Annotated in this window: 22 protein-coding genes; 11 read left to right on the top strand and 11 right to left on the bottom strand. The window is 70.5% G+C overall.

The features are described from left to right. Positions 1-24: 24 nt before the first annotated feature. Genes CEY15_RS03320 through CEY15_RS03305 form a run of 4 tightly spaced genes read right to left on the bottom strand, consistent with a single transcriptional unit; the run spans position 25 to position 5,811 of the window. Positions 25-411: an MmcQ/YjbR family DNA-binding protein gene (locus tag CEY15_RS03320; RefSeq protein ID WP_095717292.1), complete on the bottom strand. Its 387-nt coding sequence runs from the start codon at positions 409-411 to the stop codon at positions 25-27. Continuing rightward, a complete protein-coding gene (locus tag CEY15_RS03315) occupies positions 408-2,885 on the bottom strand; it encodes a GNAT family N-acetyltransferase (protein ID WP_217987072.1) in 2,478 nt (825 codons plus the stop codon). The genes CEY15_RS03320 and CEY15_RS03315 overlap by 4 nt, the downstream gene beginning before the upstream one ends. Next, positions 2,882-4,324, bottom strand: a complete 1,443-nt coding sequence (locus tag CEY15_RS03310) for a lysine N(6)-hydroxylase/L-ornithine N(5)-oxygenase family protein (protein WP_095717291.1) — start codon at positions 4,322-4,324, stop codon at positions 2,882-2,884. The genes CEY15_RS03315 and CEY15_RS03310 overlap by 4 nt, the downstream gene beginning before the upstream one ends. Further along, entirely contained in the window at positions 4,321-5,811 is a 1,491-nt protein-coding gene (locus CEY15_RS03305) for a pyridoxal phosphate-dependent decarboxylase family protein (protein ID WP_095717290.1), read from the bottom strand. The genes CEY15_RS03310 and CEY15_RS03305 overlap by 4 nt, the downstream gene beginning before the upstream one ends. A gap of 210 nt (positions 5,812-6,021) precedes the next feature. Between CEY15_RS03305 and CEY15_RS03300 the strand changes: the two genes are divergently transcribed. The 5 genes from CEY15_RS03300 to CEY15_RS03280 are packed head-to-tail and all read left to right on the top strand — an operon-like array spanning position 6,022 to position 11,109. Beyond that, positions 6,022-7,113, top strand: coding sequence for an iron-siderophore ABC transporter substrate-binding protein (locus tag CEY15_RS03300; RefSeq protein WP_095717289.1), 1,092 nt, complete (start codon positions 6,022-6,024; stop codon positions 7,111-7,113). Positions 7,114-7,116: 3 nt separating this feature from the next. Continuing rightward, a complete protein-coding gene (locus CEY15_RS03295) occupies positions 7,117-8,235 on the top strand; it encodes a FecCD family ABC transporter permease (RefSeq protein WP_095717288.1) in 1,119 nt (372 codons plus the stop codon). Beyond that, on the top strand, positions 8,232-9,296 hold the full coding sequence (locus CEY15_RS03290; protein ID WP_245847179.1) for a FecCD family ABC transporter permease: 1,065 nt from the start codon (positions 8,232-8,234) through the stop codon (positions 9,294-9,296). The genes CEY15_RS03295 and CEY15_RS03290 overlap by 4 nt, the downstream gene beginning before the upstream one ends. Next, positions 9,296-10,189 carry an ABC transporter ATP-binding protein gene (locus CEY15_RS03285; protein WP_245847176.1) on the top strand — a complete coding sequence of 298 codons (894 nt, stop codon included), beginning with the start codon at positions 9,296-9,298 and terminating at the stop codon, positions 10,187-10,189. The genes CEY15_RS03290 and CEY15_RS03285 overlap by 1 nt, the downstream gene beginning before the upstream one ends. Then, complete coding sequence (locus CEY15_RS03280) at positions 10,186-11,109, top strand: siderophore-interacting protein (protein ID WP_217987071.1); 924 nt, start codon at positions 10,186-10,188, stop codon at positions 11,107-11,109. Before CEY15_RS03285 ends, CEY15_RS03280 begins: the two co-directional genes overlap by 4 nt. 13 nt (positions 11,110-11,122) lie before the next feature. Here the strand turns inward: CEY15_RS03280 and CEY15_RS03275 are convergent, their stop codons facing one another. The 3 genes from CEY15_RS03275 to CEY15_RS03265 all read right to left on the bottom strand — a co-directional run bounded on the left by CEY15_RS03275 (position 11,123) and on the right by CEY15_RS03265 (position 13,722). Beyond that, positions 11,123-11,866 (bottom strand): phosphodiesterase, encoded by a 744-nt coding sequence (locus CEY15_RS03275; protein WP_245847174.1) that lies wholly within the window; start codon positions 11,864-11,866, stop codon positions 11,123-11,125. 99 nt (positions 11,867-11,965) lie between these two features. Further along, positions 11,966-12,787, bottom strand: coding sequence for an ABC transporter ATP-binding protein (locus CEY15_RS03270; protein ID WP_095717285.1), 822 nt, complete (start codon positions 12,785-12,787; stop codon positions 11,966-11,968). Next, positions 12,787-13,722 (bottom strand): ABC transporter substrate-binding protein, encoded by a 936-nt coding sequence (locus CEY15_RS03265; protein ID WP_245847170.1) that lies wholly within the window; start codon positions 13,720-13,722, stop codon positions 12,787-12,789. The genes CEY15_RS03270 and CEY15_RS03265 overlap by 1 nt, the downstream gene beginning before the upstream one ends. A gap of 60 nt (positions 13,723-13,782) precedes the next feature. Here CEY15_RS03265 and CEY15_RS03260 point away from each other — a divergent pair, with 60 nt between their 5' ends. After that, on the top strand, positions 13,783-14,856 hold the full coding sequence (locus tag CEY15_RS03260; protein ID WP_095717283.1) for a FecCD family ABC transporter permease: 1,074 nt from the start codon (positions 13,783-13,785) through the stop codon (positions 14,854-14,856). Then, complete coding sequence (locus CEY15_RS03255; RefSeq protein ID WP_095717282.1) at positions 14,853-15,923, top strand: FecCD family ABC transporter permease; 1,071 nt, start codon at positions 14,853-14,855, stop codon at positions 15,921-15,923. The genes CEY15_RS03260 and CEY15_RS03255 overlap by 4 nt, the downstream gene beginning before the upstream one ends. A 36-nt stretch (positions 15,924-15,959) precedes the next feature. On the opposite strand, the gene CEY15_RS03250 is transcribed toward CEY15_RS03255, so the two are convergent. From CEY15_RS03250 to CEY15_RS03240, 3 genes are read right to left on the bottom strand one after another with little or no spacing between them, the layout of a single operon-like run. Continuing rightward, positions 15,960-16,559, bottom strand: a complete 600-nt coding sequence (locus CEY15_RS03250) for an energy-coupling factor transporter transmembrane component T family protein (protein ID WP_095717281.1) — start codon at positions 16,557-16,559, stop codon at positions 15,960-15,962. Further along, positions 16,560-17,339 (bottom strand): energy-coupling factor ABC transporter ATP-binding protein, encoded by a 780-nt coding sequence (locus tag CEY15_RS03245; protein ID WP_176475003.1) that lies wholly within the window; start codon positions 17,337-17,339, stop codon positions 16,560-16,562. It lies immediately after the preceding gene. Positions 17,340-17,364: 25 nt separating this feature from the next. After that, a complete protein-coding gene (locus CEY15_RS03240) occupies positions 17,365-17,967 on the bottom strand; it encodes a biotin transporter BioY (RefSeq protein WP_095717280.1) in 603 nt (200 codons plus the stop codon). Between the two features lie 171 nt (positions 17,968-18,138). Between CEY15_RS03240 and CEY15_RS03235 the strand changes: the two genes are divergently transcribed. Further along, the gene (locus CEY15_RS03235; RefSeq protein WP_095717279.1) at positions 18,139-19,383 is read left to right on the top strand and encodes a hypothetical protein; all 1,245 of its coding nucleotides are present in this window, start codon (positions 18,139-18,141) and stop codon (positions 19,381-19,383) included. 98 nt (positions 19,384-19,481) lie between these two features. Here the strand turns inward: CEY15_RS03235 and CEY15_RS03230 are convergent, their stop codons facing one another. Continuing rightward, positions 19,482-19,940: an Hsp20/alpha crystallin family protein gene (locus tag CEY15_RS03230; RefSeq protein WP_017836088.1), complete on the bottom strand. Its 459-nt coding sequence runs from the start codon at positions 19,938-19,940 to the stop codon at positions 19,482-19,484. A gap of 247 nt (positions 19,941-20,187) precedes the next feature. Between CEY15_RS03230 and sfnG the strand changes: the two genes are divergently transcribed. The 3 genes from sfnG (at position 20,188) to CEY15_RS03215 (ending at position 23,867) form a co-directional block, all read left to right on the top strand. Continuing rightward, positions 20,188-21,363, top strand: a complete 1,176-nt coding sequence (gene sfnG / locus CEY15_RS03225) for a dimethylsulfone monooxygenase SfnG (protein ID WP_095717278.1) — start codon at positions 20,188-20,190, stop codon at positions 21,361-21,363. Between the two features lie 72 nt (positions 21,364-21,435). Continuing rightward, on the top strand, positions 21,436-22,659 hold the full coding sequence (locus tag CEY15_RS03220) for an acyl-CoA dehydrogenase family protein (RefSeq protein WP_095717277.1): 1,224 nt from the start codon (positions 21,436-21,438) through the stop codon (positions 22,657-22,659). Further along, a complete protein-coding gene (locus CEY15_RS03215) occupies positions 22,659-23,867 on the top strand; it encodes an acyl-CoA dehydrogenase family protein (RefSeq protein ID WP_095717276.1) in 1,209 nt (402 codons plus the stop codon). The genes CEY15_RS03220 and CEY15_RS03215 overlap by 1 nt, the downstream gene beginning before the upstream one ends. Positions 23,868-23,944 lie beyond the last annotated feature (77 nt).

Below are 23,944 nucleotides of genomic sequence, written 5' to 3'. Positions count from 1 at the left end.
CCACCCCGGGGCGGCCGGACCGGATCAGCGTTGACCGCGTCCGAAAGCGTGCGGCTCGACCGGTCGCTGCTCGCGGGGGAGTCCGGCCACCACGAGCCGGTACGACTCCGTGACCAGTTCCTCGACCATGTCGGGGCCGAGTCCTCCGCCCGGGTGCAATGAGATCCAGTGCTTCTTGTCCATGTGGTAGCCGGGCGTGATGTCGGGATGCGCCTCACGTAGGGCGAGGCCGTCCGACGGGGACGCCTTGAGCACCACCAGCGGTTCGTCGTCGACCACGGTGAGAAACATGAACATCTTGCCCCGGACCTTGTAGACGTCCACGTCGGGCCCGAACGGGAACTCCAGAGTGGTCGCCGGTAGTTCGCGCGCTCGCAGCGCCGCACACTTCTGGAGTTCCCGTCCGTTCATCTCTGTGACGCTACGACACGCTCTTCGCGATTCGTGCGATCCTCGGGCCGTTCCGCAGCATCTGACGGGACCGGTGCGAGTGGATCGACCGCCAGGGGATTGGCGAGGGTTCCCGCGAACTGCAACGAGCCCGCCTGATCGGTCAGGTCGACCATCTGCCGGGTGTCGCGCAGTTGCAGGCGGTTGAGGCACGAGTGTCGGAACCGTGGGGCGACGATCGCGTGCCAGATGGCGGAGTCGACTCCGTCACCGTCGCCGTCGGGGGCTGCGACGTCCCCGCCACCGTCGACCAGTGCCAGCAGACACCGGCGCGTCTCCTCCCAGAACTCCGTTGCCGGCAGGACACCGGCCTCGTCGCAGATCGCGGCCAGGTGGCGTAGCACTCCGTCCATGACGTCGGTGTGGATGCTCAGCGCTGCAGTCTCGGCATCCACGATGTGCCGGATCCTCTCGATCCCTGCGGGGAGCGGACGGTCGGTCACCACGGCCACCTCCTCGCCGATGTCCTTGAACAGGACACGCCGAGGAAGGTGGTCCGGTCCGATCACCACGATCACGTTCTCCCCGTGGGGCATGAACACCAGCCCGTGGGCGAGCAGGCAGCGGGCGACCGGCAGGACGTAGGCGTCGAGGAGCGCGCGGAGCCAGGTGCGGGCCTGCACCCCGGAGCGTTCGAGATGTTCGACGACGAGGGGTCGGCCGTGCAGGTCGACGTGCAGGAGTGAGGCCAGCGTGAAAGCCCTCTCGCCGTCCGAGAGTCGCGGCACCGGGCTCTCGCGCCACAAGGCGGCGATCATCTTGGTGTGCGGACCCTCCTCCGAGACGCCGGATGCGGCTGCGCGGTGGTAGGCGTCGCCGGTGTACCCCACCGCGGCGATCTCGCGCAGGATCCCGAAGTCGAGAGACCGTAGCACGGGGTCGTCGGCCACCAGGCCGGCCACCCAGTCGTTGACCGCCGGGGTGTCACGCATGTAACGCGGAGACAGTCCGCGCGTGAACCCCATGTTCTGCACCGCCAGTGCCGTCTTGACGTACCCGCGCTCGGGCCGGCTCACGTCGAAGAAGGTGCGCACGGACTGCTGCGCGCGGTAATCGCTGCGGGACTCACCCAGGTGGACGAGGTCACGTCGTGCCAGGTCGGGGCCGAACGCGACCGAGATCTTGTGTTCCCACTGCCACGGGTGGACGGGGAGGAGGCGGTACTCCTCTGGGGCGAGGCCCAGCTCGCGGAGCCGTGCGTCGCACCGGTCGAGATCCTCACGGCCGAATTCGCGGAGATAGTGCTCGCGCTCCTCCAGGCCGGACACGGTGGCGAGGTGGCTCCGGTCTCGGCGGGCGGCCAGCCAGACCAGACGCACCGTCGCGGGCGCCTCCGGCGTGTAGCGGTGCCGGTCGGTCAGCCCCAGACCGATGCGTCCGTTGTTCGCCACGAAACCGGGGTGGCCCTCGGTCATCGCGGCCTCGACCTCCTGCAGGTCCGCCGTGGCGAGTTCCTGCACCGGTCGGTTGCGGTGGTGCAGGCAGAACGCGGCGGAGCCGAGGGTGGCCGCGATCTCCTCCAGATAGATCCCCACCAGCGACCCGGGGATCCCGAGCACAGGGGCGAACGCGGTGACGAGGGCCTGGGCGTCGGGCTCTGCCCGCTCACCCCCGACCTCCCGACGTATCGACCCCTCGTCCACCACCCAGTGCTCGAGTGGCAGGACCCGCGCGCGGAAGGTCCAGGTCTCTGACTCCGCGCGCACCTCGAACACACCCGGTTCCGCCGTGGCCTGCGGGGAGAGAAGCCGCTCGTGGGAGAACTCGGCCAGTGCCTTGGCGCACAGGTGGCGGTGCGCCCGCCGCATCGCGTGACCGGAGAGGTGTGCGTGAGGTGCGGCGGCGGGTGAGGGAGAGGACGACCACACGTACCGGGTGGTCCGGCCGATCTCGGAGGCCCGGAAGTCATCGACGTCGCAGAAGGAGAGCAACGCGGTCTTGTCGGGTAGGCGGAGCGGCCCGTCCTCGCGGAAGCCCGCGCGGGCGTTGAGCCGGTGGACGGCGGTGTTGTCCATGTCCGGTTCCACCACCACACGCCGGGCACCGAGCGGCCCGAAGGCGGCTTCGCAGATGGCGCCGATCACGGCGGCGGTGGTGCCCGGGACGGGGGTCCGCGACGGTGCGACCAGCAGGTGCATGCCCAGGTCCCCGGGTTCATGGGGGTACCTACCGTCGAGCTCGACCGCGGCCGGGTCGTAGAACACCGCCAGACCCGCCCGCAGTCCGTCGATATGCGCCATGTGGACCTGCCGGTGCGGGCTCGCCTGCCAGTCGTGGAAGAACTCCGAGATCTGCCCGGGCGTCATGTGTCGCATGCCCCAGTAGGCCGATCCGGGGTGGGAAAGCCACGCGTGGAGGGTCCCGATGGTGTCGGGGTCCGTGGGCAGGCTCGAGAGCGAGACGAGTCCGGCGGGCGTACTGACGGTGTGGGTCATCGGGTCTCCTGGGCCTGCTGGTCGGTGGGGGTGTGTCGTTCGGCGGGCGCGTCGGCCGGGGGTCCGAACCGCTGGAACGCGATACGTGATTCGACCGGGTAGACCTCGCGACCGGTGACGGACCGCAGGATGATGCTGTTGCGCATCGCCCCCATCCCGAGGTCAGGCGCGCTCAGGCCGTGGGTGTGCTCCTCGGCGTTCTGCACGTGGATCCGCCGGTGAGCGAGGTCGATGGTGTGGTCCCGCGCCACCCGGTATCGGCGGGGCCGACCCGCGCGGGTCTGATCGGGGCCGGGGTCCTCCCAGTCGATCTCCGCGGCGATCCCGTCGAGGAACCGCGGAGTGGTGGGTGAGTACCCGGTAGACATGACCAGCCCCTCCGTCTGGTGCCCCCAGGTCCGCCCGGTGTCGGTGCACCGCAGGTCAAGACTGATGTGCGACTCGGCGGTGGTGGCGCCGTCCAGGGCGGTCGCGGCCACCAACAACCCGGTGTCCAGTCCGTGGGCGGACCGGCGGTAGAGCAGGTCGTGGATCTGGTTGATCAACTCGGCGTCGATGCCCTTGTAGAGGGAACGTTGGTCACGGAGCATACGGTCACGAGTCCCGGCGTCGAGCCTGTGGAAGTGGTCGATGTACTCCGGGGAGGTCATCTCCAATGTGAGCTTGGTGTATTCCATGGGGAAGAACCTCGGGGAGCGGGTGATCCAGTCCACGCGGGGTCCGGAGTCCCCCGACTCGGCCAGCAGGTCGTGGTAGATCTCGGCAGCCGACTGGCCGCTGCCCACGACGGTCACCGAGTTCAGCTCGAGCAGTTCCCCTCGCCGGTGCAGGTAGTCGGCGGCGTGCAGCGCCACCCGTCGGCCGGTGTCCGGCGGACCGCCGTCGAGGGAGGTGGTGTCGACCGGCGACCACGGGGTGGTGCCTATGCCGAGCACCAGGTGCCGGGCGCGGTAGGTCTCGGTGCCGTCGGAGGTGATCGCGGTGACCCTGTAGACGGGTCCGTCCTCGTCCTCCTCTTCGGCCTGACCCCCGGCCGCGACCTCGACGCCGGTCCCGTCCGCCGTCTCGCGCCGGACGTCGACCACCTCCCGACCCCAGCGGAGTCCGCGCACCCGCTCGGATGCCCAGCGGCAGTAGGCGTCGTACTCCGCGCGCAGTGGCTGGAAATTCTCGCGGATGTAGAACGGGTACAGCCGCCCGATCTGTTTGAGATACGACAGGAACGAGTACGGCGAGGTGGGATCGGCCAGCGTCACCAGATCGGCGAGAAAGGGGACCTGGATCGTCGCGTCGTCGAACATGAGTCCGTGGTGCCATGCGAAGCCCTCGCGGGCGTCGAGGAAGACGGCGTCGACCCCCAGCGGCTCGGCAAGGCAGGCCAGTCCGAGGTTGAACGGACCGATACCCACCCCCAGTACGTCGTGGATCTTCTCGCTCATGACAACACCCCCGCGGACGTGGCCTGCCGCATGCCGTCGGCCAGGTACCGAGCGGCCGCCCGGACGTCGGCGAGGACGGCGGTCACGTCGCGGTCCGACAACTCGGGGTCCAGGACGGTGAACTTGAGGCAGGGCCTGCCGTCCACCACCGTCGCCGCGACCACCGAGCGTCCCTCGGCGAACAGCGCGTCCCTGACGGGACGGACCAGGGCGTCGGCCTCGTCGGGGTCGCACCCCTCGGGTCGCGGGCGGAACAGCACGGTCGACAGGGCCGGGCGGCGGACGAGCTCGAAATCGTCATCGGAGTCGATGGTCCGACCGATGCGCCGGGCCACGTCGATCGCCTCGTCGAGCATGCGGCCGATCCCGTCGGCGCCGAGGACACGCAGCGTCATCCAGAGTTTGAGGGCGTCGAAGCGGCGGGTGGTCTGCAATGACTTGTCCACCGCGTGGTCGTCGCCGTCGACGGGGTTGAGGTAGTCGGCGCTCACCGTGGAGTGGCGGAAGCCGGAGCCGTCGCGGAGGAGCAGCGCGGACGCGGCGACCGGCAGGAAGAAGGTCTTGTGGAAGTCGACGGTCACCGAGTCCGCCGACCCGATCCCGTCGAGTAGATCGCGACGGGTGGGTGAGACGAGGAGCCCCCCGCCGTACGCGGCGTCCACGTGCAGCCAGACGTCATGACGGCGACAGACCTCTCCCACGGCGCGCAGCGGATCGATCGCGCCGTGATCGGTGGTGCCGGCCAGGGCGACGACCGCGGCGACCTCCTCGCCGGCATCGGCGACGGACGACAGAGCCCGGTCCAGGGTGGCGGGATCCATGCGGTCTCCCTCGCCGGGAAGGGTGATCACCGCGTCCGGGTCCAGACCCAGCAGCCGCGCGGACTTGACCACACTGAGGTGGGCGTGTTCGCCCGTGACGATCCTCAACCGGGACAACCGCACGCCACGGTCGCCGGGTGCGGTCCCCGCGGGGCCGGGCCGAGAGAGCCGATCCTCCCGCGCGGTGAACAGGGCCTGCAGGTTGGACTGCGAGCCACCGGTCGTGAACACGCCGTCGGGCGTGAGGTGATCCGGCCGGTCGAAGTCGATCAGGTCGGCGACCCAGTCGATTAGTTTCTGTTCGATGAGACACGCAGAGGTGCCCTGGTCCCAGGTCTCCACCGCGGTGTTGACCGAGGTGGCCAGGGTCTCGGCGGCCAGCGACGGGATGGTGATCGGGCAGTTGAGATGAGAGAGGTACCGGGGATGGTGGTAGCCGACGGCGTGATCCAGGTAGAGCCCGCGCACCTCCAGCAGCGCCTTGTCGAGCGTCCCCAGAGGCGTCGCCAGGTCCACCGCCTCGGTCAGGGATTCGAGGTGGGCGGGGGAGGCCGGCGAGCGGGGAGTGGTGCGACCGTCGAGGAACCTTCCCACCTCGGCGGCCGCCGCGGCCACGGCGGCGGCATGGTCCTTCCGGGTCCGCTGACTCAACAGATGTTCGTTCACGGGCGCTCCGACCGATCGGGGACATGGATACCGGCGAACCGTAGAAGGCAAGGCTAGCCTAATCAACCCCAGGGTGATATGAATCACGTTGTGGCCCAGGCCTGGTGGGACTGCAGAGGGTCGCCCTTGCGCCGCGGTACTCCACGGCCCTACTGTTTCCCCGATAAGGTAAGCCATGCCTAACGGCCACGAGCCCACTTCGGAGACCCCATGAGTTCAACCGCCCTCCCGTTCCGTCAGCGAACGGTCGACACTCCAGGCCGCGCACGGGTGGTGCTGATCCTGACCGCGATCGTCGCCGTACTGGCGGTTCTGGCCGGGTGCACCACCGGTTCAGTGGGTGAGTCGCACGACTCGGGCGCGGCATCCGAGGTCGAGCGGGACGGGGAGTTCCCCCGCACCATCACTCACGCCTACGGACAGACGGAGATCACCGAGCCGCCCCAGCGGGTGGCCACGATCTCCTGGGTCAACGCCGACGTCTCGCTGGCGCTGGGCGTGGTGCCCGTGGGCATGCCGCGGAATTCGTTCGGCGGGAACGCCGGCGGATCGACCGATTGGTTCGACGCCGAGCTCGAGGCTGTCGGGGGCCAGATGCCCGAGCTGTACTCGGAGACGGACGGCATCAACACCGAGGCCATCGCCGCCCTCCAGCCCGACATCATCCTGGGCGCCTACTCGGGGATGACCGCCGAGGAGTACGAGACCCTGTCCAAGATCGCGCCCACCATCGCGATGCCCGAGGGCGACGTCGCCTTCGGCACCCCGTGGCAGGAGTCCACGCGCCTGATAGGCGAGGCGCTCGGTCGCTCGGAACGCGCCGAGGAGCTGATCGACGAGGTCGAGGGCCAGATCGCCCGGGTCGCCGACGACAATCCGGGTATCCGGGGGACGACCTTCATCTATGGGACGGTCGACCCCGGCGCGGCGGAGAAGATCTATGCCTTCACCGACGTGGACAACCGACCACGGTTCCTCGAGCAGTTGGGGATGGTCCAGGCCCCCGTGATCTCCGAGGCCTCGACCGGCGCCGCCGACCAGTTCGCCGTGACCTGGTCGCCTGAACGGGCCGACGAGCTGGTCTCGGACATCCTGGTCACCTACGCCGCCTCCCCCGATGTCCGCGCGGCGATCGAGGCGGACCCCTTGCTGGGCCGCATCCCCGCGATCGAGGCGGGCCGGATGGTGGTCCAGACGGACGAACAGCAGGTGTTGTCCATCTCGGCCGCGTCTCCGCTCAGCCTGCCCTGGGCACTCGACAACGTGGTCCCGGACATCATCACCGCCGCGGAGCAGAACTGACCGATGCAGGTGACCGCGACGAGCCGGGTCGACCCCGCCACCGCGGGGCCGTCCGCGGTGCCCGCGAGACCCACTGCTCCGGGGCGCCGCCGCGTGGTGGCGGGCTGCGTGACCGCGGCGGTGCTCTTCGTCGCCTCGGTGGCCGCGTCACTCTTCCTCGGTTCCCGGTCGGTCGATCCCGCTGTCGTCCTGTCGGTACTGGCCGGACTGCCGTCCCAGGTGATGTCCGGCGATCTCGCGGCGGCCGTGGCGCCCGGGGCCGGAGCGGGAATGGACGAGGCGGTGGTGAGCGCGCGCGTCCCCCGCACGATCACCGCGATCGTCGTGGGTGCCGCACTCGCGGTCGCCGGCGCCGGGTTGCAGGGCGCCACCCGCAACCCGCTCGGTGACCCGGGACTTCTCGGCTTGACCGCGGGAGCCGCCCTCGGAGTGGTGCTCGGGTTGGCTCTGGTGCCCACCGCCGGCCCGACCTCGGTCGCGATCTTCGCCGTCATCGGGGCTCTCGCCGCCGGGATGGTGGTCGTGGGGGCCGGGAGACTCGGTGCCGATTCCGGCACCGGCCTGGTCCTGGCCGGAGCGGCCGTGACCGCCGGGTGCACGGCGATGACCGCGTCGTTGGTCATCGCGCTCCCCGGGGTGCTCGACCGGTTCCGTTTCTGGGGACTGGGGTCGGTGGCCCGCTCCGGCGCCCCGGAGATCACCGCCGCGTTGCCGTTCATCCTCCTGGGCCTCGCCCTCGTCCTCGCCGGGGCGGCGTCGCTCGACGCGCTCGCGCTGGGCGACGACCTGGCGCGCGGTCTCGGGGTGGGGCCGGTGGCCGGCCGGGCGGTCGTCCTGGGGGGCGTGGTGATCCTCTCCGGGGTCGCCACCGCGTTGGCGGGCCCGATCGCCTTCCTCGGGCTCCTCGTCCCGCATCTGCTGCGGCGGCTCGTCGGCGTGGGTAATCGGGTGGTCCTGGGATTGTCCGTGGTCATCGGCCCCGTCGTGTTGCTCCTCGCCGACACCGCGGGGCGCGTCATCGCACCACCGGGCGAGATCGCCGTCGGGGTGATGACCGTGGCGATGGGCGTGCCGTTCCTCATCGCGATGCTGCGCCTGAACCGGGGGGTGAGCGCCTCATGAGTGCCGCCGTCCTCGACCGGCCTGCAGACGAGGTGGCCGACACGGAAGAGGTCATCCGTCGACTCGCCGCCACCCGCCGCAACCGCACCCTGCTCGTCGTACTCGGGCTCGTCTTCGCCCTGTTGGCGGCCATGGCCGTGCGCGTGCTCCTGGGCAGGTACACGGTGACCGTCCCGGACTTCCTGGCGATCCTCGGTGGCGCGACCATCCCGGGCGCCACCTTCGTGGTGATGGAGGACAAACTTCCCCGAGCGGTCCTCGGCGCCCTGGCCGGTCTGGCGTTCGGCGCCTCGGGGGCGCTGTTCCGGCGAGTCCTGGGCAACCCGCTCGCCAGCCCCGACATCCTGGGCATCTCCCACGGGGCGTCGGCCGGGGCGGTCGCGGGGATGGCGTTCTGGGGACTACGCGGGGTGGCGATCATCCCCGCGGCGCTCCTCGGGTCCGCGGTGGCCCTGGCGATCGTCCTGAGCGCGTCCGCGGGGCGCCACACCGGAATCGTGGGCCAGCGGTTCCTCCTCGGCGGGGTGGCCGTGGCCGCGCTGGGCACTGCTGTGGTGACCCAGCTCATCGCCCGGTTGCCTCTGGCGGGTGCCCAGGAGGCCGCGGTCTGGACCGTTGGTTCTCTTTCCGGTGCGTCCGGCCAGCGGATCGTCTGGCTCACGGTCGCCCTGGTGTTCCTCCTGCCCCTGGCACTCTGGCTCCACTCCGCCCTGCGGCCCGCGGAACTGGGCCCCGAGCTCGCGGTGGGCCTGGGCTCCCGCCCCGTACCCACGCGTGCGGGCGCCCTCGGCGTGGGCACCCTGCTCGCGGCCGCCGCGACCGCCGTGGCGGGTCCGCTCGCCTTCGTGGCCCTGTTGTCCACGCCGATCGCCACCGCCCTCGGCCGCGGACGCCCCCACATCGTGGCCGCCGCACTCACCGGCGCGGTGATCGTGGTGGTCGCCGACATCGTCGCCTCCGAGGCCCTGGCCACGGTGGACCTGCCCACCGGTGTGGTGACCGGCGCGCTCGGCGCCCCCGCCATGCTCTGGATCCTCCTGCGCTCCCGAAAGGTCGCCTGATGAGTGTCACCACCCACGTCACCCCCGACGCGACGACGATGCCCCACGGTGTCCCGCCCGACCCTGACCCCGCGTTCCGCCTGCGCGGGCTGACTCTGGGATACGGCACTGACCCCGTGATCCGCGAGCTGGACCTGGACATCCCCAGCGGCCGCACCACGGTGTTCATCGGGGCCAACGGCTGCGGCAAGTCCACGATCCTCCGGGCGCTGGGCCGGCAGCTCACCCCACTGGCCGGATCGATCGAGGTGGCCGGGCGGGACCTGGCCGGCGTCAGAGCTCGCGAGCACGCCAGGGCCGTGGCGTTCCTTCCGCAGTCACCGCTGGTTCCGGAGGGCCTCACCGTGGCCGAGTTGGTGGCGCGCGGTCGCCACCCGCACCGACGCTGGTGGGGGCCCGGGGACCAGGACGAGCCCGCTGTCGCCGAGGCACTGGCACTGACCGGAACTGCGGGTTTCGCCCATCGTCGCGTCGACGAGCTCTCCGGCGGCCAACGCCAGCGGGTGTGGGTGGCGCTGGTTCTGGCCCAGGCGACCCCGACCCTGCTCCTGGACGAGCCGTGTTCGTTCCTCGACCTGGCCCACCAGATGGACGTGTTGGACCTGGTCCGGGATCTCCCGCTACCCGCGGGGTACGAGCCGGAACCGGGTACCCCGGGGCCGGGACGCCGAACGGTGGTGGCCGTCCTGCACGAACTCACCCTGGCCGCCCGCGTGGCCGACCACCTCGTGGCCGTGGCCGAGGGCGGGGTCGTGGCCGCGGGCCCGCCCGACCAGGTGATCAACCCCGAGACCCTGCGCCGGGTGTTCGACCTGGAAGCCGACATCATCAGCGACCCGCTCACCGGCCAGCCGGTGGTGCTGCCGCGGGGACGACGAAAGGGGACAGTATGACAGCGATGGCCGTGGAGGCTCCGATCCTCGTCGCGCAGACCCGGGTGGTCCGAGTACGTGCGCTGGGGGAGTCGTTCCTCCGACTGGTGTTGGCCGGCCCGGACCTGACCAGGTGGTCGCGGGAGGTGGTGGACCCGGGGACGGTACGCGACGCGTACTTCAAGGTGTTCGTCCCCCCGCCTGGCGGGCAGGGGATCGTCCCCGACCCGGACGGCATCCGCGAGTGGCTGGCCCTGCCCGAAGAGGACCGTGGGTGGATGCGGACCTACACCGTGCGCCGGGCCGACACGATGACCCTCGACGGTGCGCAGGTCCCCGCGTTGACCGTGGACGTGGTGGTCCATCCCGGAGAGGACGAGGGGCCGGGGTCGGGATGGGCGCGGTCGGTGCAGGCCGGGGACACGGTGCACATCGCCGGTCCGGGGCTCGGACACGCTCCGTGGGCGGCGTGGAACCCGGGTGCCGCAGGTCGGGTCGTGTGTGCGGGAGACGAGACCGCGGCGCCGGCCCTGTTGTCGATCGCCGAGGAACTCGCCGCGGAACCCCGGGGGGCGAGGGACGTCCAGATAGTTCTCGAGCTGCCGACCTCGGCCGACGTGCTCGCGTTGTCGGCCGAGGCACCCGAGTCGGTCACGCTGCTTGCGCGATCCGGCGAGCGGGGACACGCCCTCGTGCACCACCTCGCCGCAGTGTTAAGCGTGGGTCAGGAGTGCGTCGAGTCGGTCCTCGACGGACGCCGCCCCGCCGAGCGGGAGTGGCAGACCGCCACCACCGTCACCGCCGGGGATCCCTACGTGTTCCTGGCAGGGGAGGCAGCACTGGTCCGGGCGATGCGACGACTCGCCGTCGACGGGGCGGGGATGCCCAAGCGGGCCGTGTCGTTCATGGGGTACTGGCGCCGGGGCGCGGCCGAATCCTGAACCGGTCGACCGATCAGGTCGCCTCCGGCCCCTCGTCGGGTGCGGGATACGACGGGTGCCGCAGAGCGCCGAGCAGGCGCGGATACCGCGATCCGGGCAGGCGGTTACCCACGGGGTCGAAGTGCAGGTTGTCGTCGTCGTCCTCCCAGGTGTCGACCGACAGTCGACCCAGGGTCTCCCACCTGCCCAGGGGGGTGGCGTGCTGGAGCGTCCACGTGCCGCCGTCGCCCGTGGGGATCGCGGCCAGCAACAACTGGCGGCCCGCGATCCGCACGGGGAACATCGACGTCATGGTGCGCCCGGTCGTCCGCCAACCCGCGGTGAGCACATAGCGGGTGAGCGGACCCATGCCCGTGCTCGCGAGCAGGATGTCCACCGGACTATCCGCGTGGACGCGGATGGCCATGCCGCCGATGTCGGGGACGATGTCCGGCAGACCCACGGCGCGCGAGAACCGGACCGTCGCGGGCCACCTGCCCGTGATGTCCAGGAGCGGCGAACCCGTCCGACCCACCCCGGTGACGCTCAGGGTCGCGTGAGCGACGACGCCCCGGGGGTGCAGAGCCTTGGGGCGGGCCAGGCGCGTCACCGCCGCCGCGGCCCCGAACGCCGAGCCGACCATTCCGGCGACGGGCGACGAGCGCACGGCCAGCTCCGTGGAGGGCCTCGTGGACTGCTCGACGGAAGGCTCCGGGCGAGGACTGCCGGGAACGCGAATGGAGCTGTTGCGGGTGGCTCTCCGATGGGTGCGGGGCATGATCGCCACGATACTCAGCGGCGGTCGGGTCCGGCCCGCCTCCGGACCGTCGGTCTCGCCCACTCACCGGGCCGAGGACCCGCGCGGCTAGGTGGGGGGTCAACCACGGCGACGTCGGTCGAGGGGGACGACGGTGGGGGTCCCGGTGACCGCGTCGGGGACGACGAGGCTGGGCAGATCGAACACCTCCTCGACCAGTGTCGCGGTGAGCACGTCGCCCGGCGGGCCGGCGGCGACCACACTCCCGTCCTTCATGACGACCAGGTGCGAGGCGTAGCGGGCGGCCTGGTTGAGGTCGTGGAGGACCGCGACGACCGTGCGACCGGACTCGTGTTGGTCGCGCAGGAGGTCCAGCACGCCGTACTGGTGTGAGATGTTGAGGTAGGTCGTCGGCTCATCGAGCAGCAGTACCGGCGTCTGCTGGGCCAGGAGCATGGAGATCCACACCCGTTGCCGCTGGCCGCCCGACAGTTCGTCGACGAAACGGTCTGCGAGCTCGGTGACGGATGTGGCGGCCATCGCCTCCGCCACGGCGGCATCGTCTCCCAGACTCCACTGGCGCAGCGGGCTGTGGTGTGGATGCCGACCACGGGACACCAGGTCACCCACGCGGATCCCCTCCGGCGTGACCGCCCCCTGCGGTAACAGGCCCACCCTGCGGGCGACCTCGCGGGTGCGCAGACGACTGATGTCCCGGCCGTGCAGAAGAACCTGGCCCCGGTCAGGTGTGATGACCCGGGCCAGTGCCTTGAGCAGCGTCGACTTGCCGCACGCGTTCGGCCCCACGATCACCGTGAAGGCGCTGTCGGGGATACTCAGATCGAGATCCGTCGTCACGACCCGGCGCTCGTAGGCCAGCCGCGCCCCCTCGGCCGTCAGGGGAGCCGGGTGGTCGAGTGGGGTCGAGACAGCGCGTGACATCACCCCAGGGTCTGCTCGACGTCGTCGAGGATCTCGGCTGCGCCGAGGACGCCGATGCCGATCATCCACGTCTCGTCGTCCACCTCGTAGGTCTGACCGTCCTTCACCGCGGGGATGTCGTTCCACAGGCCGGTCACCGTCGCCATCGTGGTGGCCGAGGGATCGCCACCGGGGTTGGTGAAGAACACGACCTCGCCGTCGATCTCTTCGTACAACTCCGGGGAGAGCTCTGCCATCGAGTATTCGTTCAACTCACGGTCGCCCAGTTCGAAGCCCATGTCGGACAAGATCGAGCCCGAGAACGTCTCCGGTCCGTAGAGACGGAAGTTGTCCGGCCGGAAACGGACGATCGAGAGCGTCGTCCCCTCGGCCCCCACCGCGGTCCCGACCTCGGCAATCCGGGTGTCGAGGTCGCCGATCAGCTTCTCCATCTCGTCCGATTCGTTCATTGCGGCGGCGGTGATGCGGGCCTGCTCCTGCCAGTCGGTTCCGGAGTTCTCGGAGAACACCGTCGGAGCGATACCGGAGAGCTCGTCGTAGATCGCCTCGTGCCGCACCTTCGCGCCGATGATCAGATCCGGGGCGAGGGCCGCGATCCTGTCGATGTCGGGTTCCGAGGTGAGACCGACCAGCTCGGCGTCGACCTCGCCGAGGTAGGGCGGGGCGCCGGTGCCGGCGCTGGACTCGGTGATGCCGACCGGAGTGTGCCCCAGAGCGATCAGGGCGTCGAGGTGCGGGGAGTCGAGCACCACGACCCGCTCAGGGGCGGCCTCGACCGTGGTCTCGCCCATCGCGTGGGTGACCGTGTACGCGTCCTGCGCCGAGGATTCGGGGGAGTCCTCCGTTCCCGAGCAGCCGGCGAGGGTGACGACGGAGGCGACGGCGAGGGCGAGGAGGGACGGCACTGCACGGCGCCGTCGGAGGAAAGTGCTCATGAAAGAGAATCAAACCATAGCGAGGAAAGGCTTACCTAAGCGGTCGGATACAGTTCCACCGTGGCTGTGAGACCGACGCGGAGTGACCCCGCCGTCCCACCGGAGATCGACGGGGGACCCCGGGGCCGCATACGCGGTGAGGTCGTGGTCGTGGTCGGGGTGCTCGTGGCGCTCGTCGTGCTCGCACTCGCGGTGGTGGCCAGTTTCGCGATCGGGGCCCGCTCGATCCCGCCCGATGAGGTGGTCGAGGCGCTCCTGGGGCGGGGATCGCTGAGCGTGGTGGGGATCGTGGGCGAGCTCCGCGTCAACCGGACCGTGCTGGGGCTGGTCTGCGGGGCCGCGCTGGGGGCCGCCGGGGCGCTGATGCAAGCGGTGACGCGCAACCCGATCGCCGACCCCGGAATTCTCGGTGTCAACGCCGGTGCGGCACTCGGGGTGGTGGTCGGAGCGGCCGTCACCGGAGGCCTGGGCCTGGCGTCCACCGTCTGGTTCGCCCTGGTCGGAGCAGGCCTCGCCTCGGCCGTGATCCTGGTTCTGAGTGCGTCGTCGATGGCGGCGTCGTCACCGGTGAGACTCACGCTGGCCGGCGTCGCCCTGGCTGCCACCCTGTCCGGCATCAGTCAGGCGTTCGTCGTCCTCGACGAACAGATCCTCGACGCATACCGCTACTGGCAGGTCGGCTCGCTCACCGCTCGACCCGTCGACGAGGTGCTCGGCGTGGTCCCGCTGATCGTGGGGGGCGGGATCATCGCACTGCTCCTCCTACGCGGCCTGGACGCCATCGCGCTGGGGGACGACTCCGCCATCTCGCTCGGAGTCCGCCCCGGGTGGGTGCGGGTCTGGAGCCTGGTCGCCGTGGCGCTGCTGGCCGGGACGGCGACCGCGCTGGCCGGCCCGATCGGTTTCGTGGGCTTGATCATCCCGCACCTGGCGCGGGGGTTGGTCGGCCCCAGCCTGCGGCGGGTGGTTCCGCTGTCGATGGCGCTCGCACCCGCGCTGCTCCTCGTCGCGGATGTGATCGGCCGCGTGATCGGAGGCGGCGCCGAGACTCCCGCGGGCGTCGTGACCGCCTTCATCGGCGCGCCGCTACTGATCGTCTACCTGGCGTCCGGCCGACGGGTGGGGGTGACGTGAGGGCATCGGCCCCGCCCCGCGGTGCGACGGGCACCGCCGCCTTGCCGACGGGCGAGAGGGTCCTGCGGCTGGGCGGGTACTCGGTGCGGTGGGATGGCAGGACCGCGTGGGTCACGGTGGTCCTGGCCTTGGCGACCTGTGTCCTGATCGCGGGGTCGCTGCTCATCGGGGAGTTCCGGGTCACCGCCCCGGACGCGGTCGCTTCATTGTTCGGTGACGCCCCCGACAGGACGACCGGATTCTTCGTCACCGAACGCCGGCTGCCGCGGGCGCTGATCGCCGTCGTCGTGGGCGCCAGCCTGGCGGCGTCGGGAGCCGTCTTCTGCGCGCTCACCCGCAACCCCCTCGCCAGCCCGGACATCATCGGCGTCACGCAGGGAGCCTCGGCCGGTGGCGCCACAGTGATCCTGGTGACCGGGGGATCGATCGCCCAGGTCGGGCTGGGCGCGCTGATCGGCGCCGCGATCACGGTGGGGCTCATCGTGGCGTTGACCTGGTGGCGGGGGTTGAGCGGCGCTCGCCTGGTCTTGGTCGGTGTCGCCCTCGGGGCACTGGCAATGGCGTACGTGGCCCATCTGCTCTCGCGGGTGTTCGTGGCGAGCGCCGTGACCGCCCAGATCTGGCTCACCGGCTCGCTGCAGGGCCGGGGCTGGGCGGAACTCCGTCCCGTTCTGTTCTTCCTCCTGCTCTCCGCCGTGGTGATCTGGAGCCAGGCCCGAGGGCTGCGGGCGTTGGCATTGGGTGATGAGGCGGCCATCGCGCTGGGGGTCCGGATGCGCTCCACGAGGGTCATCCTGCTGTCCGCTGCCACGCTGCTGGCGGCCGTCGCGGTGGCAACCGCCGGGCCTGTCGCGTTCGTGGCGCTGGTGGCCCCCCACGTCGCTCGACTTCTCACCCGAACGGACCGGGTGCTCCCGGCGGCACTGTTGGGCGGCCTGCTGCTCCTGGTGAGCGACCTGGTGGCACAACACGCCTTCCCGCTACCCATCCCGGTCGGGGTGGTGACCGTGGTGATCGGAGGCATGTTCTTCCTGGGACTGCTGTGGCGCGAGGGTCGGCGTCGCTGACCCGGTCGGCGGGGCCGAGGGGAGCGCCGGGGGAGCTCAGTCGTCGACTCCGCGGGCCGCCAACGCGTCACCGAGTTGGTCGGCCGTGGTGAGTGCTCCGAGCACCGTCGGCACCACCAGCGCCCGGATCGACATGCCCAGCCCGCGGGCCTTGCGGGCCTCGGTCACCTGGCGTAGCTGGCGGGCGAGCAGGGGGATCGCGCGGATGGTCAACACCAGCACGAGCGCCACGCGATCCGGTGAGACGCCTATGTGCCGCAGCGGCCGGGCGGCCCGGGTGACCGCGTCGAGCATGTCCGAGACCTTGGTGGTCAGCGCGACCAGACCCGCGATGGCGACCGCCACGAGCAGCGCGCCGCTCACCCGGACCGCGGTGTCGAGGTCGGCGACGATCCACTGCAGCACCAGGATCGCGATCAGCATCGGCAGCACGGGACGAACCTGGTCCCAGGCGGCGCGCGGACGGATCCGCCCGATCGCGTAGAGCGCGGAGGCGAACCCCAGTGCGGGCAGGACGTGCCAGGCCTGCCCCACCGACAGTGACACCGCGAGGATCAGGGCGCAGACCAGGAGGATCTTCAGCCCCGCCGGCAGACGGTGGAGCAGCGAGTGTCCGGGTTGGTAGGTGGCGAACACCTAGGTCTCCTGGTCCGAGCCGGCCCCCGTGCCCGGACCGGGCCCCGAGCCCGAATGCAACGCGATCCGGCGGTACCCGGACAGCGCGGCCGCGGGGGCGTCGTCGATCACCACCCGGCCACCGTCCACCACCAACACGCGGTCGAAGTCGGCGACCAGATCCAGATCGTGGGTCACCACCACGAGTTGTTGGGGGAGCCCGGCGAAGGTCTCGGCCACCAGCGCGCGGTTGCGCAGGTCGAGCAGGGTGGTGGGTTCGTCGGCCACGATCACCGAGGGCTCGATCACCAGCACCGCCGCCAGGGCGAGGAGTTGCTTCTGGCCGCCGGACAAGAGGTGGCAGGGGTGATCGGCGTGGTCGGCGAGGTTGTACGTGGCGAGGACCTGCTCGACCCGTCGTCGTCGATCCTCGCGGCTCAGGCCCGACCGACGAAGGGAGAAGTCGACGTCCTCCGCCACGGTGGGCATGACGATCTGGGTGTCGGGATCGGTGAAGCAGAAGCCGACCCGGCGGCGGACCTGGGATCCCTTGCGGCGCGTGTCGAGGCCGTCGACGGTCACCGTTCCCGAGGACGGCACGACCAGCCCGTTGATCATGCGCGCGAGCGTCGACTTGCCGCCGCCGTTGACGCCGATGATCCCGATGCGCCTCTCGGACAACACCAGATCGATGTCGGCGAGGACCGTCCGGTCACCGTAGGAATGGCTGACGCCGTCGAAACGGATCTCGGTGCCGCGGTGCTCGGCCTCTCGGGCGCGGGTCACGCGGGCGCCCGCCACGCGGGCACCTGCCACACGGGGTCGGTCACGTCCGGGACGGACGCTGTCCGCGGAGTGGCGCGATCAGTCCGGGTCGGGCCTTGTGGACCTGGACGGCGACGACGGCCGTGATGACCGCCTTGAGAAGGTCGCCGGGCACGAAGACACCGTTCGCCGCGATCGCGGCCGTCAGGGTCAGCTCGGTGCGGATGAGCATGCCCACCACGCCGAAGGCGTAGATGACCACGATGCCACCGAGGATGTTGATGAGCAGCCCGGGGATCAGGCGGTAGCGGGGCATCATCAGGGCGGTGAGAAGCCCGATCACGACGACGGCCGGGAGCCAGCCGAGGAGGAATCCCGCGGTGGGGCTCGCCAGTGCGGTGAGTGTGGTGCGACCGCCGGCAAGGACGGGGAGCGCGAGACCGATGACGATGACCGCAAGCACCGAGAGCAGGCCCTTGCGCCAGCCGAGAAGCGCACCGGCGAGCATGACGCCGAGCGTCTGCAGCGTGATCGGTACGCCCGCGGAGCCGATGCTGATCTGACCGGGTAGGCCGAGGACGACGATGAGGGCGGCGAACACCGCGATCTGGGCGAGATCTCGGGTTGCGCTCCGGGTCGGGGCCCGATCGATGGAGGTGCTCACGTGGACTTCCTTGTCACCTGGAGAGTAGATCGACACTGTACGCCGTTCATTGTCGTCCCTGACCCGCCGATTCCCGTCATCGGGGTGCGCGATACCGCGTGTCCGACCATGGGGGCGCTCCCGGTGCCATAGAGTGATACACATCACATTCGGCGGTTCAGGGGACAAGAGATGAGTCGATCCCAGCGTGTCTTCGGCCAGGTCATCGCCGTCGTCATGGTGGGCGCCCTGTCGTTCGTCCATCAGCCCGCCGTGGTCAGCGGGCAGGCGTACGCCGTCTACACGGACGTCGTGGCGGACAATCCCCACGGTGAGTTGCCCGGTGGGTTCTCCACCGCCCTGACCACCGACCGCGAGGAGCTGGCCGCGGCACTCGCCGTGGTGCGCGCGGCGGGCGTCGCACCGGAGCGATACGCGACCCTCACGCGCCAGTACTGGCTGACGGTCGGTGCGGAGAATGCCGGGATAGACCTCGATGCCTGGGCGCCGGAGAGGGGGCTGGAGGCGAACCTGGAGACGGTCGACAAGGTCTATGTGAACTATCTGCGTCTCTACGGCATGCACGACGGGTTCTGGTGGACCGGGATGGCGGGGCTGGCCGGGATGTCGTTCGCGGCCGGGTTCTGGGACCTCGACGAGGTGGGTGGGGTGCTCGACGTACCCGGGGTTCACCAGGCTGGAACCGGGATCGGTGAGGCGTTGGGCGGCGTGCCGTGGGAGCTCGCGGCGCAGATGCCGCGCGATGTGCGACTGCTGGCCACGGCGGGCCCGACTCTCACGCGCTCCGACGTGGACTGGTACCTGCACCGGCTGCTGATCATGCAGCGCAACATCTTCATGGACATGGTGCCGATGCACGAGGCCTACCTGGCGGGGGGCATTCCTGCGGTTAGGGAACTCGCGGCCGGCGGGGCGTACGACGACTACGTGCTCGAGGCCTGGCAGAGGCTCGACGAGGGCTCGCCTGACGGCAGGTCGGAGGCGCTGCTGCGGATGGCGTCGCGGGAACAGAACCAGATCATCGCCGACCAGTGGGACGCTACGGCGGTGGGCCGCGGGGACTTCGGTCGGGTGCTCACCTATCTCACCACCGTGGGCGGTGCCCCCGACATCCCCGGGGCCTCCACCCTGGGCGAGTTCCGGCCGCTGACGGTGAGGGCCGACGTCAACGGTCAGCAGACGGCGCTCCACACGCCTCTGCCCGCGTTCAACTGGGCCGACCGGGAGCCACGCTGGGAGTACATCGAGCAGGATCTCGTGCCGGCGTTCCGGTCGCTCGTGCGCGACCGGCCGGCGGAGGCGCCGGGCTACCTGGACGTGGGCTTCCGGCCGCGGGCCGAGCAGAACCGGATCCTCGCGCGGCTGCCGGTCTTCGCCGGGCAGATGACGACGGGATGGGCGATCGGGCCGGGATGAGGGCCCGCCCCGGCGGTCAGTCCGACGGATCGAGCAGACCGCCGCCCCGACCTCGGGCGAGGTCGGGGCGGCGGTCGGGGGGATCGGAGGGTCGGTGATCAGCTGCCCAGGTCGGCGGAGCCCTCGACGATCTCGGCCTGCTCGGCCTTCTGGGTGCCGTGGGAGACGGAGATCTTGCGCGGCTGGGCCTCCTCGGCCACCGGGATGATCAGACGCAGGACGCCGTCGCTGTAGTCGGCCTCGATCTTGTCGGTGGCCAGGCCCTTGCCCATCGCGAGCTGCCGGGCGAACGTGCCGGTCTGGCGCTCGTGCATGAGCCACTGGGCATCCCCCTCGGCGGGCGCACGACGTTCGGCGCGGATCGTGAGGGTGCGGTCCTCCACGTCGATGTCGATGCTGGAGGGGTCGACCCCCGGCATGTCGATCAGGCCGACGAAGCGATCGCCTTCCTTGTAGAGGTCCATCGGGAGGGAGGTGGAGGCGGTCGCGCTGCGCAGCCCCTCGCCCAGGAGGCGATCGAGCTCACGGAACGGGTCGAAACGGTTACTGGTGGCCATGACGGTCTCCTTTTCGGACTGGTCGGGGTGCGCCCGGTGTCTCCGGGATCGCACACGGTTCAACTCACCGCCGTAGTTGAGTATTCCCGGCTCAGGTCTCGGAGTTCTCGACGACGCGCAATAGCACCACGGAGATCCGAATCGTCGACATCGACGGACCGGGTACGCACACTGACCGCACCGGACAGCACCGCGAACGAGCAGGTCCGGTCATCACCACCACCATTCGAAGGAGTCCTGATCCGTCATGCCCGATATCAGTCCAGAGCGCCAGTTCGAGACCGCTTCCGCCCCGTTGCAGTTCGCCTACTGGGTCCCCAATGTGAGTGGGGGGCTCGTCGTGTCGAGGATCGAGCAGCGCACCGACTGGGGCTACGACTACAACCGGCGGCTGGCGGTCACCGCGGAGGACAACGGGTTCGACTACGCCCTCACCCAGGTGCGGTACATCGCGTCCTACGGAGCGGCGTTCCAACAGGAGTCGACGAGCTTCTCGCTGGCGCTGCTTCTCGCCACCGAGCGACTCAAGGTCATCGCCGCCGTCCACCCGGGCCTGTGGCAGCCGGGGGTCCTGGCCAAGTGGCTCGCCACCGCGGACCTGATCTCGAACGGTCGCGCCGCGGTCAACGTGGTCTCCGGGTGGTTCAAGGACGAGTTCACGAAACTCGGCGAACCCTGGCTCGAACACGACGAGCGGTACCGGCGCGCCGAGGAGTTCATCACCTATCTCCGCACGATCTGGACCGACGACCACGCGGAGTTCCACGGCGACTTCTATCGCCTGCACGACTTCGATCTCAAGCCCAAGCCGCCCGCCCTTCCCGGCCGACCCCATCCCGAGATCTTCCAGGGAGGCAACTCCACCGCTGCCCGGGCGATGGCGGGCAGGGTCTCCGACTGGTACTTCAGCAACGGCAAGGACTTCGACGGCCTGACCGAGCAGGTGGTCGACGTGACCACCGAGGCCGCTCTGCACGGTCGCACCGTCAGGTTCGGACTCAACGGGTTCCTCATCGGTCGTGACTCCGAGGCCGAGGCCCGCGATGTGCTCCGTGAGATCGTTGACAAGGCCGACCGACAGGCCGTCGAGGGGTTCCGCTCCGCCGTCCGCCAGGCAGGCAGCTCGACCGCCGACGGCAAGGGCATGTGGCAGGACTCGGAGTTCGCCGATCTCGTGCAGTACAACGACGGTTTCCGGACCGGGCTGGTCGGCACCCCCGAGCAGATCGCCGAACGGATCGTCGCCTACAAGACCCGAGGCGTGAACCTCTTCCTCCTCGGCTTCCTCCACTGCATCGACGACGTCGAGTACTTCGGCGCGAACATCCTCCCGCTCGTCCGCGAGCTCGAAGCGGATCTGCTGTCCAGCGGGCGGCTGGAGTCGGAACTCGCCCGACACGGCGTCCTCACCTCGTCATCCTGAACCGGCGCGTCCTGATCCGCCCGTCCCGACCTGACTCTCCCCACCGATTCCCGAACCCCAGAGGAACCACCCATGACCTCCACCATTGACGCCATCAACACCAGCCAGTACGCCGCTGAGAACCGAACGGACTTCGAGGACGCCCTCCGGCGGGCCGATCTCGTCGCCGCCGAACTGGGCGCGACCGCCGCTGAACGCGACCGCGCCAACGGTTTGCCCACCGCCGAGATCGATCTGCTCCGCCGACACGACCTGCTCCAGGTGGGCGAGCCCGTCGAATCGGGCGGCTCCGGGCTGTCTTTCGCGCAGTCGCAGCAGATCACCCGCCGCATCGCGCGCGGCGACACCTCCATCGCCCACCTCATCGGCTATCACTTCGCCCAACAGCGCATCCCGCACCTGTTCGGAACGCCCGAACAGGCCGGGGCGCTCTCCCGCCGTAACGCGGAGGAGAAACTGTTCTGGGGCGGGGTCCAGAACCCGCGGGGTGCGGACGGGTTGGAGCTGACACGGGACGGCGATGCGTTCCGACTGAACGGCCGACGGACCTTCGCGTCCGGCGCGAGCGTGGCCGACCAGCTGTCGGTCACCGCCTCCTTCGAGGGGGATCTGGTGTTCCTGACCCTCCCGACCGACCGCCCCGGGTTCAGGCCCGAGGGGGACTGGGACGCCATCGGCCAACGCCTGACGGACTCCGGAGGGGTGGAGTTCCGCGACGCCCGGGTGGAACGTCACGAGATCCTGGGCGATCCGGACACCCCGCCCGGCTTCTCGCCCTACCAGACCCTGGTGACGCACCACTGGCAGCTGGCCTTCGTCAACTTCTACATCGGTACCGCCGAAGGCGCGTTCACCGAGGCCCTGGACTGGACGCGGCTCCACGCGAGCCCGTGGGAGACCTCCGGGCTCGACTCGGCGACCGAGGACCCGTACATCCTCGAGCTGGTCGGCGAGCTACGAGCACAGATCACCGGCGCGGCGCTCCTGGCCGACCGCGCCGGCCAGGCGCTGCAGGACGCCCTGGACTTCGGCCCGGGACTCGGCGCGGACCAGCGCGCCGATACCGCGATCGCGATCGCCGAAGCCAAGTACGCCACCACCAAGGTCTCGCTCGAGGTGGCCTCCCGACTGTTCGAGATCCAGGGGGCGAGGGCCACCACCAGCGCCTACGGCTTCGATCGGCATTGGCGGAACCTACGCACCCACACCGTGCACGACCCTGTGGCCTACAAGGCGCGCGAGATCGGAGACTGGACGCTGAACCGCACGGCTCCGGCCTTCACCCTCTACAGCTGATGACGGGCGCTGTCATCGGCGGCGGGACTGTCACGAGCGAGCGGGCCATCGCGACGGCCCGCGCGCTCGCCCCAGAGATCGCCCGGGGAGCGAGCGCGCGGGACGCGGAGAAGGCGTTGCCTTTCGACCAGGTGGACGCGTTGTCGTCCGCGGGTCTGTTCGCGCTCACGGTGCCGGCGGAGTACGGAGGTCCGGGTCTGCCCGTCTCCACCGTCGCAACCGTCACCGCCACGATCGCCGCCGCCGACGCGAGCGTCTCCCAGATCCCGCAGAGCCATTACACCTTCCTCGACGCCGCCCGGCGCGAGGGTTCGGACGTCCTGCGCCAGTGGATCTTCGAGCGTGTGCTGGGCGGGGCCCGTGTCGCCAACGCCCAGACCGAGATCGGGGGGAGGACGACGAGGGACGACTCGACCGCACTGCGTCGGAGCAGAGGCGGATTGGTGCTCTCGGGGACCAAGTACTACTGCACAGGTGCGGTCTTCGCGGACATCCTGGCCGTCCGCGCGGTCGGGCCTGACGGTCGCGCGGTCATCGCCTACATCCCGGCGGATGCTCAGGGCGTGTCCATCGGCACGGACTGGGACGCGCTCGGCCAACGCACGACCAGCAGCGGGACGGTCATCCTGGACGACGTGGAGGTGGACCCCGATCTGGTGCTGGACTTCACGGGGCTACTGGACCGGCCGAGCACGTACGGGGCCCGCGCGCAGCTGCTGCACGCCGCGATAGACACCGGCATCGCGCGGGGTGCGGTCGACACCATCGCAGGCCTCGCCGGCAGGGCCAGGCCGTGGTTCGAGGCCGGCGTCGACCGGGCGGCCGACGACCCCCTGCTCATCGCGCAGGCCGGTGACCTCGAACTGGCAGTGCGGTCAGCGGAGGCGCTTCTCGTGGTCGCTGGGGATCGCATCCACCACGCCGAGACCATTCCCGGCCCCGAGACGGTGTCCGGTCCCGAGGCCATCGCAGAGGCGTCCCTGGCCACGGCCGCCGTGAAGGTGGCCGCGGGTCGAGCTGCGCGTCGGGCGGGTTCGGAGCTGTTCGACTTCGGAGGCACGCGCACCGCCGCCGGATCGGCCACCCTGTCCCGGTACTGGCGCGACGCCCGAACCCACACCCTTCATGATCCGGAGAGGTGGAAGCTCCACCACCTGGGCCGGTGGGCCCTGGGCCGGGTTCGGCCGCCGAGTCACGGCACTCTCTGACCGGGGCTCGGGTGCGGACGGGGCAGGGCCCGGCCACCCTGGTTGGTGGCCGGGCCCTGCCGGGTTGCGTCAGTGGC

The organism is Dietzia natronolimnaea (genome assembly GCF_002289575.1).
GTDB classification, from domain to species: Bacteria; Actinomycetota; Actinomycetes; order Mycobacteriales; family Mycobacteriaceae; genus Dietzia; species Dietzia natronolimnaea_A.
This window is presented reverse-complemented; position numbering and strand designations above follow the sequence as displayed.

What these genes read in the sequence shown, in the direction of transcription:
- CEY15_RS03230 (WP_017836088.1), bottom strand. Translation starts at nt 19,940, where the DNA reads ATGGCCACCAGTAACCGTTTCGACCCGTTCCGTGAGCTCGATCGCCTC.
- CEY15_RS03215 (WP_095717276.1), top strand. Translation starts at nt 22,659, where the DNA reads ATGACGGGCGCTGTCATCGGCGGCGGGACTGTCACGAGCGAGCGGGCC.
- CEY15_RS03290 (WP_245847179.1), top strand. Translation starts at nt 8,232, where the DNA reads ATGAGTGCCGCCGTCCTCGACCGGCCTGCAGACGAGGTGGCCGACACG.
- CEY15_RS03280 (WP_217987071.1), top strand. Translation starts at nt 10,186, where the DNA reads ATGACAGCGATGGCCGTGGAGGCTCCGATCCTCGTCGCGCAGACCCGG.
- CEY15_RS03265 (WP_245847170.1), bottom strand. Translation starts at nt 13,722, where the DNA reads ATGAGCACTTTCCTCCGACGGCGCCGTGCAGTGCCGTCCCTCCTCGCC.
- CEY15_RS03300 (WP_095717289.1), top strand. Translation starts at nt 6,022, where the DNA reads ATGAGTTCAACCGCCCTCCCGTTCCGTCAGCGAACGGTCGACACTCCA.
- CEY15_RS03320 (WP_095717292.1), bottom strand. Translation starts at nt 411, where the DNA reads ATGAACGGACGGGAACTCCAGAAGTGTGCGGCGCTGCGAGCGCGCGAA.
- sfnG (WP_095717278.1), top strand. Translation starts at nt 20,188, where the DNA reads ATGCCCGATATCAGTCCAGAGCGCCAGTTCGAGACCGCTTCCGCCCCG.
- CEY15_RS03220 (WP_095717277.1), top strand. Translation starts at nt 21,436, where the DNA reads ATGACCTCCACCATTGACGCCATCAACACCAGCCAGTACGCCGCTGAG.
- CEY15_RS03310 (WP_095717291.1), bottom strand. Translation starts at nt 4,324, where the DNA reads ATGAGCGAGAAGATCCACGACGTACTGGGGGTGGGTATCGGTCCGTTC.
- CEY15_RS03270 (WP_095717285.1), bottom strand. Translation starts at nt 12,787, where the DNA reads ATGTCACGCGCTGTCTCGACCCCACTCGACCACCCGGCTCCCCTGACG.
- CEY15_RS03315 (WP_217987072.1), bottom strand. Translation starts at nt 2,885, where the DNA reads ATGACCCACACCGTCAGTACGCCCGCCGGACTCGTCTCGCTCTCGAGC.
- CEY15_RS03285 (WP_245847176.1), top strand. Translation starts at nt 9,296, where the DNA reads ATGAGTGTCACCACCCACGTCACCCCCGACGCGACGACGATGCCCCAC.
- CEY15_RS03235 (WP_095717279.1), top strand. Translation starts at nt 18,139, where the DNA reads ATGAGTCGATCCCAGCGTGTCTTCGGCCAGGTCATCGCCGTCGTCATG.
- CEY15_RS03275 (WP_245847174.1), bottom strand. Translation starts at nt 11,866, where the DNA reads ATGCCCCGCACCCATCGGAGAGCCACCCGCAACAGCTCCATTCGCGTT.
- CEY15_RS03295 (WP_095717288.1), top strand. Translation starts at nt 7,117, where the DNA reads ATGCAGGTGACCGCGACGAGCCGGGTCGACCCCGCCACCGCGGGGCCG.